Source organism: Thermosynechococcus sp. NK55a, assembly GCF_000505665.1.
GTDB lineage: Bacteria > Cyanobacteriota > Cyanobacteriia > Thermosynechococcales > Thermosynechococcaceae > Thermosynechococcus.
Genome location: NC_023033.1, coordinates 2,472,732 through 2,486,785 on the forward strand (window position 1 = coordinate 2,472,732; position 14,054 = coordinate 2,486,785).

Annotated in this window: 11 protein-coding genes and 1 pseudogene; 2 read left to right on the forward strand and 10 right to left on the reverse strand. The window is 53.8% G+C overall.

The features are described 5' to 3' along the window. The first annotated feature begins 2 nt into the window (after window positions 1-2). Entirely contained in the window at window positions 3-806 is an 804-nt protein-coding gene (cobM, locus tag NK55_RS12000; protein ID WP_051372862.1) for a precorrin-4 C(11)-methyltransferase, read from the forward strand. A 42-nt stretch (window positions 807-848) separates the two neighbouring features. Next, entirely contained in the window at window positions 849-1,112 is a 264-nt protein-coding gene (yidD, locus tag NK55_RS12005; RefSeq protein WP_157869819.1) for a membrane protein insertion efficiency factor YidD, read from the forward strand. 102 nt (window positions 1,113-1,214) lie between these two features. Here the strand turns inward: yidD and NK55_RS12010 are convergent, their stop codons facing one another. The 10 genes and pseudogenes from NK55_RS12010 to lipA all read right to left on the reverse strand — a co-directional run bounded on the left by NK55_RS12010 (window position 1,215) and on the right by lipA (window position 14,043). Then, window positions 1,215-2,177, reverse strand: coding sequence for a histone deacetylase (locus NK55_RS12010; RefSeq protein WP_255325271.1), 963 nt, complete (start codon window positions 2,175-2,177; stop codon window positions 1,215-1,217). Between the two features lie 470 nt (window positions 2,178-2,647). Then, window positions 2,648-3,139: a chemotaxis protein CheW gene (locus NK55_RS12015; protein ID WP_024125961.1), complete on the reverse strand. Its 492-nt coding sequence runs from the start codon at window positions 3,137-3,139 to the stop codon at window positions 2,648-2,650. Next, window positions 3,132-5,915 carry a hybrid sensor histidine kinase/response regulator gene (locus NK55_RS12020; RefSeq protein WP_024125962.1) on the reverse strand — a complete coding sequence of 928 codons (2,784 nt, stop codon included), beginning with the start codon at window positions 5,913-5,915 and terminating at the stop codon, window positions 3,132-3,134. The genes NK55_RS12015 and NK55_RS12020 overlap by 8 nt, the downstream gene beginning before the upstream one ends. A 2-nt stretch (window positions 5,916-5,917) precedes the next feature. Next, on the reverse strand, window positions 5,918-8,728 hold the full coding sequence (locus NK55_RS12025; protein ID WP_024125963.1) for a methyl-accepting chemotaxis protein: 2,811 nt from the start codon (window positions 8,726-8,728) through the stop codon (window positions 5,918-5,920). Window positions 8,729-8,761: 33 nt separating this feature from the next. Continuing rightward, window positions 8,762-9,310: a chemotaxis protein CheW gene (locus NK55_RS12030; RefSeq protein WP_051372864.1), complete on the reverse strand. Its 549-nt coding sequence runs from the start codon at window positions 9,308-9,310 to the stop codon at window positions 8,762-8,764. Continuing rightward, window positions 9,307-9,669, reverse strand: coding sequence for a PleD family two-component system response regulator (locus tag NK55_RS12035; RefSeq protein WP_041429325.1), 363 nt, complete (start codon window positions 9,667-9,669; stop codon window positions 9,307-9,309). Before NK55_RS12035 ends, NK55_RS12030 begins: the two co-directional genes overlap by 4 nt. Before the next feature lie 85 nt (window positions 9,670-9,754). Beyond that, window positions 9,755-10,069: a response regulator gene (locus NK55_RS13890; RefSeq protein ID WP_255325272.1), complete on the reverse strand. Its 315-nt coding sequence runs from the start codon at window positions 10,067-10,069 to the stop codon at window positions 9,755-9,757. Further along, window positions 10,066-10,986, reverse strand: coding sequence for a DUF4388 domain-containing protein (locus NK55_RS12040; protein ID WP_225871760.1), 921 nt, complete (start codon window positions 10,984-10,986; stop codon window positions 10,066-10,068). Before NK55_RS12040 ends, NK55_RS13890 begins: the two co-directional genes overlap by 4 nt. A 226-nt stretch (window positions 10,987-11,212) precedes the next feature. Continuing rightward, window positions 11,213-12,970, reverse strand: a complete 1,758-nt coding sequence (locus NK55_RS12045) for an iron uptake porin (RefSeq protein ID WP_024125966.1) — start codon at window positions 12,968-12,970, stop codon at window positions 11,213-11,215. A 186-nt stretch (window positions 12,971-13,156) separates the two neighbouring features. Next, window positions 13,157-14,043 (reverse strand): annotated as a pseudogene (lipA, locus tag NK55_RS12050) (lipoyl synthase). Window positions 14,044-14,054 lie beyond the last annotated feature (11 nt).

The window sequence follows — 14,054 nt, forward strand, 5'->3', positions numbered from 1 at the left end:
GAATGATCCGGTGCACTGTCGTGATAAGTAGGAATACTGCTGCTGGGGTTTACTTTGTGGGTGCTGGCCCGGGCGATCCAGAATTGCTTACCCTCAAGGGGCAACGACTCCTTCAAGAGGCCGATGTGATTCTCTATGCCGATTCCTTAGTGCCGACTGGGATTTTGCAGTTTGCGCCGCCGAGTGCCATCTGTATTCCCACAGCTGCAATGACCTTGGAAGAAATCATTCCACTGATGGTTGAAGCGGTGCAGGCGGGGAAGAAAGTAGTGCGGTTGCAATCGGGCGATCCCAGCCTCTACAGTGCCATTCATGAGCAGATCTGCCGCCTAGCGGAAGCAGGCATTGCCGTTGAAGTTGTCCCCGGCATTAGTGCCTATCAATTGGCTGCTGCTCGCCTCAAGGCCGAACTCACCCTGCCTGAATTGGTACAGACAATTATCCTCACCCGTGCCAGTGGCCGTACGCGAGTCCCGCCAACAGAAGAATTAGCCAGTTTAGCCGCCCACAAAGCCAGCTTGTGTCTTTATCTGAGTGCGAATTATGTCCAGCGTGCCCAGCAAGATCTGCTCCAGCACTATCCCCCAGAGACGCTGGTTGCTGTCGGCTACCGCTTGGGATGGCCCGATGAGCAGTTGTGGCTGGTTCCCTTGGTGGACATGGCGACGTTTAGTCAGCAACAGCGATTGACCCGCACGACCCTCTACTTGATCAGTCCAGCCTTGGCGGTGCAACAGCAGGGCAGTGATGCCTGGCGCTCCTGTCTCTATAGTCCAGAACACTATCACCTGTTTCGCTCTCATTAAGGCTGTGTACAATTTCCTGTAAGGATGTTGTTGGTAAATACGGTGGGTAACTGGCTCAGTAAAGCACTGATTGTTTTGATTCGCCTTTATCAACGCTGGATTTCACCGCTATTGTTGCCCACGTGCCGCTATACGCCCACTTGTTCTGCCTATGCAGTTGAGGCGATCGCCCGCTTTGGGGCTGTAAGGGGAACTTATCTGGCCATTCGCCGCATTTTGCGCTGCCACCCCTTTGCAGCGGCTGGCTATGACCCTGTGCCACACTTGGAGGAGCCGCCTGACAATCCTGATAATTATGGGCAATAGACGCCAGTCCTCGGAATCCCCAACTGAAGGCCAGCCCTCTCCCACTCCCAGGTGCCCAAGCTCCTGCAGACGCAGTGACGATATTTGCCGATGCGGTTGTTGCTAAACGCTGCCTTGCCCTTCATGAGGAGGTCCTATGGCGGCATTGTCGAGAACCGCCGCTTGTACTGTAGCAACAAGCGATCGCCCCAAAGCATCAAGGTTGTATCCTCCCTCTAAACCAATAACAATGCGGTGAGTAATCTGTAAGCACTGGTGCATCATCCAGCCATAATCGGCATCCTCTAGTTCAATACTGGAAAGAGGATCCTCACGGTGGGCATCATACCCCGCACTGATAATGAGTAAATCTGGGTTAAATTGCCACAAAAAGGGCATAACTTGATCTTGAAATGCGGCTCGATAGGCTTCTCCATTGGAACCTGTCGGCATGGGTAAGTTGAGGACGTTGTTGTAGCGCCCGCGATCGCCCCCATCACCGGTGTAGGGATAGGCGGGAAACTCATGGAGCGAACAATAGGCGATCTGAGGATTGTCTTGAACCAGTGCTTGGGTACCATTGCCGTGGTGGACATCCCAATCGAGAATTGCCACTCGTCTTATCCCCGGCAAACTGAGAGCATAATGGCCAGCGATCGCCCCATTCGCCAACAGGCAAAACCCCATTCCCCGCTCCCGGAGGGCATGGTGGCCGGGGGGACGCGCCAAAACAAAAATTGCTTGCTGTCGCTGTAGAGCCAGATCTACCCCATCGAGCCAAGCCTGTACGGCTAACCGTGCCACGCGATCGCTCTGGTCATTGAGGTAGGTATCGGGATCTAACCAGCCACCCCCTGCTGCGGCCATTTGGGCTAATTGGTCTAAGTACACCGGACTGTGGATCTTTTCTAGCCAAGGGGTCAAGCCTTCTGCGACAGGGGTGGGTTCGCGCCACTCTGCTGCTGGAAATGCGGCTTGCAAATGCCGACAAATGGCTAACAGGCGTTCGGGCCGCTCAAAGTGAAACTGAGGGCAGCGATGTTCTAGGAAGCGATCGCTATAGATAAAGACAGGGGAAAACATCATTTAACCAAGTCCAGATCTGCCCCAAGTCTAGATCTGCCCATGGTTGATTGGCAAGAGATAGAGCCTATTGGCTAAGGCCAGAGGTCGAGCAGTTCCTCAAAAATTTGCGCTTCCAAAAAGGGGCAGGTTTGGGGCAATGCTTCAGGATTAAAGGGCATTTCTTGTTTTACCAGGTCAAGGGCAGTCTCGTAAGTAGGGCTTGAGTCTGGAGCTTTCCTTGAGCTGGCCTTCTAGGGGATGCCGTTGCTCACGACGGGGGTAACACTTCAAGGCAGTGGCACAATTCCCGTTTCTTTTTTGCCCAAGGAGTCAATCTCCTCACGCCAGTTCTCAAGATCGAGCAATTCAAGTTGCCTTGGCGGAGGTATGCGGCTTGCTGTTGCATCCACGGATAAAAGTTGGTTTCATACAGCGTATCCATGGCTGGTTCACCTCCAGATGCATCTAGCACATCCAGGAATGCAGTCAGACTATCGAGTTTTTAGGGTATGCAGGACCTGCTCAATATCCACGATAAAGATGGGAGGGAGCTCCTGGTCGCCTTGATGGGTGACCATGAGGGAGCTAACGTTGTGAATACTTCCCCAGTGGAGATAGTTGCGGGGAATCGGATGAATGGCCTCCTGGGGAATGCGCTCAATCATGGGGGGGTCTGTGAGGGGCAGGCCAAGCCATTCCTGTCGGGGTTGGAGGATAAGCAAAAACCTGAGCTTTTCGGTTTCTGAGGTTGAAAGGGGGGCATCAAAAAGACAGCGGCCAATATCAATAACTAAAATTTCCCGATTCTCATAGGTGACAAGGCCAATACCCCGCTGGTATGGATCGCCGTGAATAGGGGGTAACGGAATCACTCGATAGGCCTGTGCCATCGGCACGGCAAACTGCTCTTGGCGCACGATAAATGTCAAGAACTGCTCTAAAACAACAGGTTGGCTCTGGCGACGGCGACGGCTTTTAAGCATGGTGGATCAACTGATCAAGGGTGGCCAAGAAGTCACTTTCGCGGAAGGGTTTGCTAAAGTAGGCCGCTGCCCCCAGGCGTTCTGCAAGCTGGCGGTGTTTTTGACCCGTGCGGGAGGTGAGCATCATCACGGGGGTGTTTTGGCATTGGGGAATGCGGCGAATTTGAGTGAGGACGCCAAACCCATCGAGGCGGGGCATTTCAATGTCGCAGATCACAGCGTTGACCTGCAGTCCTCCTTGGAGTTTATCAATGGCTTCCTGACCATCTTTAGCCTGCTCAACCCGATAGCCGGCTTTTTCGAGGGTACTGGTGAGGAAACGCCGCACGTTCACTGAATCATCAACCACAAGGACGGTGTCTTGCCTAGGGGCAGTGGAGCTGGCCACGGGGGCAGGGGGACGCTCCTGTTGCGACCAATCAAAGAGAGCAAGAGGATCTAATAGGGGGACAATGCGGCCATTTCCTAAAATTGTGCAGCCACTAAAGCCCTTGGGTAGGGCTAGTTCTCCTTCGACTTGGCGAATGGTGACTTCCTGCTCGCTCCAGTGGCGATCAACCCGCAGGGCAAGGGCACTGTCCCCTTGACTGATAATCATCAGGGTTGGTTCGTTAATGGTGGGTGCTCCCTCCATTTCCACGGGGCGATGGGGACGCTGAAAGTGAAAAATCTGGGTCAGCTCAATCAAGGGAATGAGATAGCCTTCCCAGTCAATGAGGGTTGAGCCAAGGGTTTCAATGGCAGGGTAGCGATCGGCTAGCACCATTTCTTCGATGTCTTCGGTTGGTACTGCCAAAAGCATGCCGGCAGCCTCTATCAAAAGCGCCCGCACCACTGAGAGGGTGTAGGGAATTGTAATCGTGAATTGCGTCCCTTGGCCGGGAGTACTCTGGATCTGGATGTCCCCGCGAATTTGACGCAGATTAGTGCGCACGACGTCCATTCCTACGCCGCGTCCGGAGAGGCTGGTCACCTGCGCGGCCGTTGAAAAGCCCGGCTCAAAAATCAGTGGCCAGAGGTCGCGATCGCTAGCAGTTTCCAACCAATCTTGGGCTAAGCCCAATTGCCGTGCCCTTTGGCGAATTTTCTCTGGATTGAGACCTCGGCCATCATCCGCCACAGTAATCACGGTTCGGTTGCCGCGATAGGCTGCCTTTAGAGTAATGGTTCCCACGGCGGGTTTGCCAAGGGCTTGGCGTTCCTCTGCAGGTTCAATGCCATGGTCAAAGGCATTGCGGACAAGGTGCAAGAGGGGATCCGCCAAGACACTCAACACAGTACGGTCAATGAGAACGTGGCTGCCCTCAATCACAAGATTGACGTTTTTGCCATGCTCGCGGCTCAGTTCCCGAACTAACCGTGGATACCGGTTGGCCAAGTCGGCAAAGGGACGCATCCGCACTTGGGTAAATCGAGCTTGAAGTTGCTTGGCAGTGCGGTTGAGATCACGGCCAGTGCGTTCGGTGTCCTCTAGGCTCAGTTCCAGATCGGTGGTGATTTCCTGCACTTGAACAATCGTTTCCATCACCTCTTGGGAGAGCAGATGCACATCCGTGTAGCGATCGAACTCGAGGACATCAAAGCCATGCTGGTTTTGGGGACTCAAGTAATGGGGGGCACTGACACGGTCATACTCTGTGCGCAGACGAAAGTTGGCACGCTCAAGGGCACGTACTTTTTGCTTGAGACCCGCTAGTAGGGTGTGGAGGCGTTGCCGTTGTAAATCCAGACCGTTACACTCAATGAGCAATTCCCCCATCAGATCACCGAGTTGATCCAATTGATACCCCGGCACCCGCACGGTCATTTCCTTGGGTTCTTGGGTTAGAAGCTGGGGAGTCACCGGGGTAGTCTCAGCTTTTGGCGCAGGGGAAGGTGCCTCTGTGGGGGTGGGTGGGGGGGACAATAAATCCCCCAAGGAGAAAGCCTCCACTTCGGCACTGGCAAAGTCCTCAACCCCTAATTCCTGATTTAGGTTTGCCAGCGGTAAATCAATAATGGTTTGATCCTCGTCCTCGGTTTCAGGGGTTTCCAAGCGGGTGGGCAAAGCCGCCAGTTGCCCAGTGATCACAAGGGCTTGGCAGCGCCGCCATTGCTGAATAATGCTGGCACCAACCTGGCTGACATCACAGTTGGGTTGCTCCAGATAGGCACCGACGGAGGCACAAAACTCAGCAAATTGAGAGAGTTCGAGCATTTGCCCGAGGGCTTCCAGTTCTTGGGCGGCGATCGTCAGCTCCTCCCTGAGGCAGGGTTGCCCAGGGGTTTGCAGCACGGTCTCCAAGCGTTGCAGACAGGCCTCTACCTCGGTTTCAAAAAGAACCACCCGCATCTGCTGGCCATCCTCACCACTGAGGAGTGTCAGATCATCCTCCGCCGTCGGATCCCCCAACCGTCCCTGCAACTCATTCAAAAGCGGCTCTACCTGAGTGCGCCACCAGCCCTCATTGGGTTGAACGCCTTGACGGTAGAGGATCATAACTGCTTGCAGTTGATCTACCGTCTTGAGCAGCAGGTGCTGTACCTCGATATCGTCGCAGGGACGGGATTTCAAAATCTTGAAGAAATCCTCAAGGCGATGGGCCAGTTCACTCAGGGACGTAAAGCCCATCATGGCCGCGCCGCCTTTAATGGAGTGCGCTGCCCGCAGCACCTCATCTACCCGTCCCGGCTGTTGAGAGAGGCATAGTACCCCTGCCTCAATCGTTTGCAGGTAATCCTGGGCCTCTTCTAAAAACTGGAGGCGGATGGTTTCCTCGACGCCAGATTCGGGCATGGTTATCCCTGAGCAGTCACCTTAAAGATGTTGACAGAATTTTGTAGCTCCTGAGCCCGATCCACAGTACTTTGGAGAGACTCAGAAATCTGTTTGGAGGTGGCGGAGATCTCCTCCGAGACCTTGGCAAAATCGCGCATCAGGGTATTGACTGTATTGGCTGTGCGGGCTTGGGAGACGGTGGCTTGGGAAATGGACTGCACCAGCTCGTCAATGTGCTGCGATACCTGGACAATTTCGTTGAGGTTTTTCTTGGCAGCTTCCACAAGGCGGGTGCCTTCGACCACCTCGGCTGTCCCTGTTTCCATCGCACTGACCACTTCCTGGGTTTCCTGCTGAATGCTCTCTACGATTTGCTCAATTTCGCGAGTCGCTGCCGCCGATCGCGCCGCCAATTCCCCCACTTCTTCTGCCACCACAGCAAAGCCACGGCCCTCTTCCCCCGCGCGGGCGGCTTCAATGCTGGCATTAATGGCCAAGAGGTTAGTTTGCAGGGCAATCTGGTTAATGAGGGAGATCACTTTAGAAATCTGCTGCGAAGCTTCCCCCAACCGCTTCACCTTTTTGGCAGTTTCTGCAACGGTTTCCCGCAGGTGAAGGATACTGTCAACGGTGGCATCCATCGTTTCACCACTGGTGACTGCTCGCTCTGAGGCTTTGCGCGCCACTGCTGCCGCCTCGTTGGCGCTGTTGGCCACAGATTCAATGGAGATCGACATTGCCTCCACCGCTTCTAGCATCCGCTTCACCTTCTTGGCTTGGCGCAGTGATTCTTCGGCCAATCCTGTCATGGCCGCCTCATCGGCCAAAAGGGCTGTGTTCACTTTCTCTGTGGTGGCTTTCACTTCCATGACCACATCCCGCAGACTTTCAATGAGGGAGTTGAAAATATCGGCAACGGTCCCAATTTCATCAGCAGTGATGTCTGCCCGTACCGTTAAATCTCCCTGGGAAGCAGCCTCCACTTCGGTGAGTAGGTTAATCAACTGCCTTTGGATGCGCTCAGTGCGCTGCTGTTGCTCCTGAGCAAGGCGCTGTGCTTCTTTTTGGGCAGCGGTGATCTCCTCAAGGAAGCGGCTGCGCTCCAGTACCAATCCTGCTTGGTTGGTTAACTGGACGACGGCATCAATTTCAGACTCTTGCCATTGGCGTGGCCCGCTGCACTGGTGGGCAATTAATAGTCCCACCAGTTTTTGGCTGACGACTAAGGGAATCACTAGGTTGGCTCGCACCTTGAGGGGAGCAAGTTGTTTGAGATGACACTCTGTTAAACCGGCATTGAGAATGTCGGTTGTGGCTTGTATCCGCCCCTTGGTGTAAGCTTCTACCCAATTTTGCCGGAAACAGGGATCATCAATGACCTGTTCGAGGGCTTGGGGCCAGCCTGCGCCCACTGATTCAGCAACAACTTTGCCCACATAGTTCTCATCAAATTCATAGAAGATCACGCGATCGCACGCCAACAGGTGGCGACCATCATTGACGAGGCAATTGAGAATCTCCTGGCGATCGCTGTGTTGGGTTAAACGCAATACACTATCGCGCAATTGCTCAGCACGCTGAGTAGCGAGTTGAGACTCGCGGAGGAACTTTTCTAATTGTTCTGCCATTTGGTTAATTGTGGAGCTGAGGGTGGCCAATTCATCTTCCCCCTCCACTGGTAGGCGGGTTTGGAGATCCCCTTCGCCAATTTTTGTCACCGCCTTGGTAGCTCGCAGCAGCGGCTGCACTCCCCGATTGCTCAGATAAATCGCGATCGCTGCCGTTAAAATTGTTGTGACCACCACCCCAGACAACAGTGTCCAGCTCAAGTTTTGCAGGGGCCTGAGGGCCTGCTCTTGGTTCCGACCCAGGATAAGGGAGGCAAACGGTTGCGTAACACTAGTGTAGGCAAGAAGTTGAGCTTTCCCATCGGGGCGGCGTTGTTCTGTTAGACTACCGGCTGGGCTATTGTTCCGCGCCTGCGCCAGTTTGGGAAAGACGGCGGCCAAGGGTTTGCCTTGCACCCCTAAGATGGAGGAAGCAAAGATTGTTCCCCGCGGCTCTACAAGATAAAAGTCCTGGTTTTTCTGCTCATAGATATTGAGCACCCTGTGAACACCGCTTCGGGGGACTCGCAATCGCACCACGGCCATTATTTGCTGATTTTGCGGATTGATCAGCGGCGCTGCGGCAAACATCCCTAAGGGGCGCTCCGGCAGTGATAGCGTTGGCTCAACCGTTAGAACCGCTTTGCGCGTTTGGATGGCGAGCTTAAAGTACTCCTGATTTTGGAGAACATTGTTAGCCAGACGGTTACCAGCAGTGGATTGGGCAATCACAGTTCCTTGACCGTCGTTGGCAATGATTGCTGCACTGTCGTAGTCTGGGTAGGCCTTGATCAGTTGATCTAGGATGGCTTGCAGTGGGCGGCGATCGCGGCGCTGAATTTCACTGCCGTAGCGACTAGTCAAAAGAAAGGCCAAGGTGCTTGCGTCCCCCTGTCGCTCGCGAAGATATTGATCAAAAGAGAGGGATGAAGCCATACTTTCCTGTTGCTGGACCCCCAACACCTGACGCATTAACTGTTGACGGGCCACCTCATTTGCGGCTAAACCCACCCCAATCATGGGCACCGTTGCTAGGGCAACGGCACTGGTAATCAGTTTTGGACGTAGCCCCCAAAATTTGCGACGTGGCGGTGTCGGCGGCAGGGGGTTCCCAAGGGATTTACCGTTAGTGGCTGCTTTCTGCTCCTCTAGGGGAGGCAGTTGGTAGTTCAAAACTGAGGGTGGTAAAGGGGGAATGTCAATAGGGGGTTTGGCGGTTGTCATGGTTGGCACATCCTAAAAGTATCGATAGCACCTCTATCCAACATCAACAGCAAGAACACTTGAGCAGGACCTTTCCGCGATCGCCTTCAGTGTACCCTCGGCAATTGCCGCCCCATCGAGGATAAACACTACCTCTCCCGCTAGATGACAGCAGCCTTTGAGGTAAGGAACCAGCGCCGCACTCACCGTACCCACAGGAGACTGAATCGCTTCCTGGGGAAGTCGGACGATTCCCCGTACTTCCTGTAGCGCCAAGCCCAGGTATCCCTTAGGAGTTTGCAGCAGCGCAATCGTCACCAGAGATGTATCTGCCTCTAGGGGCTCTAGGTTGAGCAAGTGGGCCAAATCCAGCACCCACACAATGCGGTTACGAAAGTTGAGTAATCCCATTACCAGGGCCGGCATATTGGGAATTGCCGTGAGTTGCTGCGGTGGGAGCACCAACACCTGCTGAATTTCAGCCATCGCCAGCAGTGCGCTCAATTGCGCCTGTACCACCAAACGCAGGTAGGGCGCTCCTTGGGGGCGATCGCCCTGCCCCTCACCACTGTTGAACCAAGGCCCTCTCCCTAGCATCGTCATACCATCACCGACTTCAGCGCCCGCACCAGATCCTCACGACTAAAGGGCTTTGTCACATAGGCATCAGCCCCCTGCTTCATTGCCCAAAGACGGTCTAGCTCTTGGTTTTTGGACGTACAGACAACAATGGGAAGCTTTTCCGTTTCAGGGTTTTTCTTGAGACTGCGACAGAGTTCAAACCCGCTCATCCCTGGCATCACCACATCCGTAACTACCACATCGGGCTTATATTGAGCTATTTTCTCCAGTGCCTCCTTGGCATCGCTGGCTGCAATCACCCTATAGCCAGATTCCTGAAGAAACGAGGTAATCAGTGCCATTTCCGAAGAAACATCTTCTACTACCAAGACCGTCGTCATTTCCCTTCCCCAATCTCAATGCAAAGAATCAATCAAAGAATCAATCATTGTCAATATACTGCCATCCGCCACCCGTTGCCTGCCCCTAGGTCAAGTATTGAAACACCATTTTCAAGAGTTCTGCCTGGGTAAAGGGCTTAGTCATGTAATCCGTTGCCCCCACAAGACGGGCTTTTGCGCGGTCAATGAGTCCTGTGTTACCTGTAACCATAATTACCGGTACTGATTTAAGGCGTTCATGGTTGCGGATGACTTTACAAAACTTATAACCGTCAATATTGGGCATTCCCACATCCAAAAGAATGAGATCGGGATTAAGGCGCATCACCTCCATCAGGGCTTTTACGGAGTCATTGAGGGCAATTACCTCAAAGGCATCATCGGCTAAAAACCGCTTCATTTCATTGAGGATTGTTGGACTATCATCAATGCAGATAATCCGATAGGTGCGGTTCGCGACCTGGGAGGTAAAAAACCACTCCCTGAGTCGCCACTTTCCTCTACCACTGTGGGTGTTGTTTCCTGCCACAAACTGAGATCAAAGTTGGGCAGTAAGTCAAAGGGATGTTGGGGTTCCCGAACCACCACAGCCCCCTTATCAATTAAGGGCAAGAGGCTGCGCACCAAAGTAATTTCATTTTGATTGAGCAGCACCGCCAAGTGGCGAAAACTAAAGCCCCGCAACAGAGAGCCCAAACGTTGCTGCTGCTCAGGCGCTAAATTCACGTGGGCACTACTAAAAAAGTAGGGACGCTGAAAGGGCGAGACAATCTTGTGGCCAAGGCTTAACCACTGCTGAATTCGCCCCTTACAGGACTCAATGAGGCGATTGGCGTCAAAGCGACTCACAATTGGAACATCAATGTAGGGCACCAATTCGTGGTGACCCCTCTTGAGATAGAGAAAGGACTCCAGGACTTCAAGAATGAGCCCCTCCACCAACTGAGAAAACTGCGCTGGGGTAATGATCTTCTGGGTAAGCAACCAGCGCAAACTCTCATATTCATAAATAGGGGTGGGGGTGTTGGCCTGTTCCCATTGCTGGCGTACTTGGGCCCGCAATTCACGATCCAAGGCGGGGACACTGTGGCTCAGTTGCCGCAAATGTCGTTCAAAGCGATCGCCCGGCTCAATTGTGTGGGTTCCATAGATAATCTCCCCGCGATCAAAGTAAAGAAACCATTTCTGGTCCCCAACGCCGACCTTAAAGCAACCGGTACCCCCTGAGGTGCTCAGCTGCTGCAGCAATTCCTCAGGCTGAAGTGTTTCTGTAGATTCCAATGTTCCCCCGCCACTCAAACCAGAATCTGATGCCATTAGATCGGTCTCCATCAGCCCAAGTCCTGCTGAGCTTCGGCAACAGCCAACGATTACCGGATAGTTAAATTATATTTAACCGCTGCTGGCAAAAAGATGAAAGAAGACTTCAGAAAAGTTAATAACTTTGACAACGGCAAGTAAACGGCCCTGGAAAAAATAAAACCCATAAAAAATCCCCCTCCGCAGGGGAGAGGGGAAAGAGCTGAAGATAAACTCCGCGGCCCTAGAACGTAAAGGTGGTACGAATCACCCCTTGAAGAATTGGCTGGCCGGAAACGACGCCGCCACCGTTAGTATTGTTGGGGTTAATAATGGCCGTGAAGATGGGCGTGATGCTAATGTTGTCGCTGATCGGGAATTTGTAGAAGGCCTCCACATTCACTTGATCGGCATTGTTGATGGGACCACCCACAGGAGCACTGTTAATAAACGGTGCCCCCGCAGCGGCAGCTAAGACCGAGCCCGGTACCAGCAAGTCTTTGTAGCCAATGCCGGCCATAAAGTTGTAGGCCATCATACCTGCTGCTGGTGCGCCCAAAATAGAGAAAGGTAGGGGCGAAACCTGTGGAAAGTAAGTACTGGGAATCCCCGCGACACCGGCACGACCAAAGATGCCCAAACGACCAAGGTTCAGCTCAAAGTTAATGCCTCCCGCTTGGGCCTCAATGCCGTAGGTCTTGGAGTAGGTACCCTGCAGCTTGACGACATAGCTGTTTTTACCACCACCAAACTTATTGGCATACTCGAGCTCCAACGAGGCCTGGAAGGGATCGCCGCCAAAGCCACCCCCTGGACTTGGAGGAGCAATCCCAGCTGCAGCCCGTCCCGCTTCGGCCGCAACATACAATGCCCGCACCGTGAAGGGACCTTCCTTGGGATTCCATTGGATGGCGGCACCGGCGCCTCCTAGGAAGTTCATGGCATAGGGCACAATGAAGGGATTATTCAAGAAAAAGTAGGTACCAAAGTCACTGGCGGGAGAGTTGGCCCAGCTGTTGGTGTCGATAATATCACTGGGATAAAATTGAGGGCCGGCTGTAATTGTGATGTCCTTGGTGGGCTTAAAGCTATAGGCAAGGCGGAATAGGTTGACGCCTGGACCAAAACCCGACCAGTAATACTGACTGGGGCTAAAGTAGGGCAGTGGTACTGTGAAAGGATTGGGTGGGGCACCCAGTGTTGTGGCTATTTGCGAACCCAAACCATAGGTACTAATGGCATCACGGCCAGCATTCCCTGTAGAGAGAGTGGTTTGTAGTAGGTCGGTACCTGTGAAGCTGGTATTTAGGTTCAGCAAAACCCCCGCAATGACCGTGGGGTTTGTTCGGCCGGGAGCAGGCGCCAAATTACCAGCCACAGATGGAAACGGGCTAGAGGGGCGGCCACCATACTGAACGGACATCACTGCCGTTCCTGTGAGTTTTGTGGTTGTCGAAAATTGCTGGGCCTCCAGTTGGGCAGTGCGGGCCTCCAGCTTATCCACACGGCCTCGCAGGGTCGCCAATTCTGCTTTGAACTCGTCCATCAATTTTTGCAGAGTGGCCAAGTCCTCCTTGGTGGCAAAGCGGTCGCTAATCACGTCAAGGCAAGCATTCAAGGCCGCTGCCATTTCATAGCGCGTGGCGGCGCGGTTGCCCCGGAAGGTGCCATCGGGATAACCGGCAATACAACCATACTTTTCCACAAGGGAGGCCAGTGCTTGGTAGGCCCAGTCGGTGGGGCGCACATCCGAAAGTTGGGACACCGAGGTCACCTGCCCCATGGTGTCTTGATTGGCCAGCAATTCATTCACCGTGCTAATGGTGCTGGAGGCATCGGCGACGGTGCTGGGGGTAGGTGGGGCTTCAGCAGCTTGAAGATTTTGGGGTTCAGCAGGAATCGGGTTTTCAAGGGGAGCGGGTTGATTGGCAGTGGCAATGCCGGCCCCGGCAACCACCCCTAATAGACTTAAGCTACCTGCTAACAAGTAGGTCTTTTTCACGAGACTACTCCTCACTCACAACGGATTAGGCTCAGCAGAATCCTTCATGAATTCTGCTACTCCTTAGTACTAGCTTACACAATGCAGCCTGAATGTGTTGCAGGCTAGTTATGCAACGTTTGGTGGATTATAGTTGCTGCCGAGGTCATTTGTCAAATAGGTTGTTGTGATTTTTTTGACATTCTACTAGTTGGCGTATAGTTGGCCTGCTTGGGCGGCATGGTAGGAGCTACGCACCAAAGGTCCCGCTGCCACGTGGGAAAAGCCCAGTTCACGGGCAATGTTAGCCAAATTCTCAAATTCTTGGGGTGTCCAATACTTCACTACGGGTAAATGGTGCAACGAAGGAGGTAGATATTGCCCCAAAGTCAGGCGATCGCAGCCCACCGCCCGCAGATCCTTGAGGGTTTGAATAACTTCTGTTTCGCTTTCTCCCAAGCCGAGCATCAAGCCGGACTTGGTGGGAATCTGAGGATTCAGTTCCTTGACGATGGCCAAGACCCGCAGTGAGCTCTCATAGGTGGCGCCGCGCCGCACAGGACCCTGTAAACGGCGGACGGTCTCTAGGTTGTGGTTGTAGCAGGCGGGCCGAGCCGCCACAATTTGGGCAATACAGTCCCGTTGGGACACCCGGCCCCGGTCCAGGCGAAAGTCGGGGGTGAGTACCTCGATTTCTGCCTGGGGGCAGCGCTGGCGGATGGCGTGCATCGTCGCCACAAACTGACCTGCCCCCTGGTCAGCTAAGTCATCGCGAGCCACGGAGGTCAACACAACGTAGTGCAATCCCAAGGTGGCAACGGCGGCGGCAATTTTGGCCGGCTCCTCCGGATCTACGGCAGCGGGAGCCTGCCCCTTTTGCACCTGACAGAAAGCACAGGCGCGGGTACAAGTGGCACCCAAAAGTAAAAAGTGGCAGTTTTTTGGCTGTAGCACTCACCGCGATTGGGACAGCGCCCCTCTTCACAAATCGTGTGAATTCCGTACTGACGCACTAGGCGCTGAACAGTGGAGATCTCGCTGGCTTTGCCCAGGGGCTTGCGCAGCCACGGCGGCAGGGGTTGGCAGAGCGTCATAGAGTTGGGTT

Bases quoted from the DNA above. Each gene is read 5' to 3' on its own strand.
- cobM (WP_051372862.1), top strand. From the start codon at position 3: ATGATCCGGTGCACTGTCGTGATAAGTAGGAATACTGCTGCTGGGGTT.
- NK55_RS12010 (WP_255325271.1), bottom strand. From the start codon at position 2,177: ATGATGTTTTCCCCTGTCTTTATCTATAGCGATCGCTTCCTAGAACAT.
- NK55_RS12015 (WP_024125961.1), bottom strand. From the start codon at position 3,139: ATGCTTAAAAGCCGTCGCCGTCGCCAGAGCCAACCTGTTGTTTTAGAG.
- NK55_RS12020 (WP_024125962.1), bottom strand. From the start codon at position 5,915: ATGCCCGAATCTGGCGTCGAGGAAACCATCCGCCTCCAGTTTTTAGAA.
- NK55_RS12025 (WP_024125963.1), bottom strand. From the start codon at position 8,728: ATGACAACCGCCAAACCCCCTATTGACATTCCCCCTTTACCACCCTCA.
- NK55_RS12030 (WP_051372864.1), bottom strand. From the start codon at position 9,310: ATGACGATGCTAGGGAGAGGGCCTTGGTTCAACAGTGGTGAGGGGCAG.
- NK55_RS12035 (WP_041429325.1), bottom strand. From the start codon at position 9,669: ATGACGACGGTCTTGGTAGTAGAAGATGTTTCTTCGGAAATGGCACTG.
- NK55_RS13890 (WP_255325272.1), bottom strand. From the start codon at position 10,069: ATGAAGCGGTTTTTAGCCGATGATGCCTTTGAGGTAATTGCCCTCAAT.
- NK55_RS12040 (WP_225871760.1), bottom strand. From the start codon at position 10,986: ATGGCATCAGATTCTGGTTTGAGTGGCGGGGGAACATTGGAATCTACA.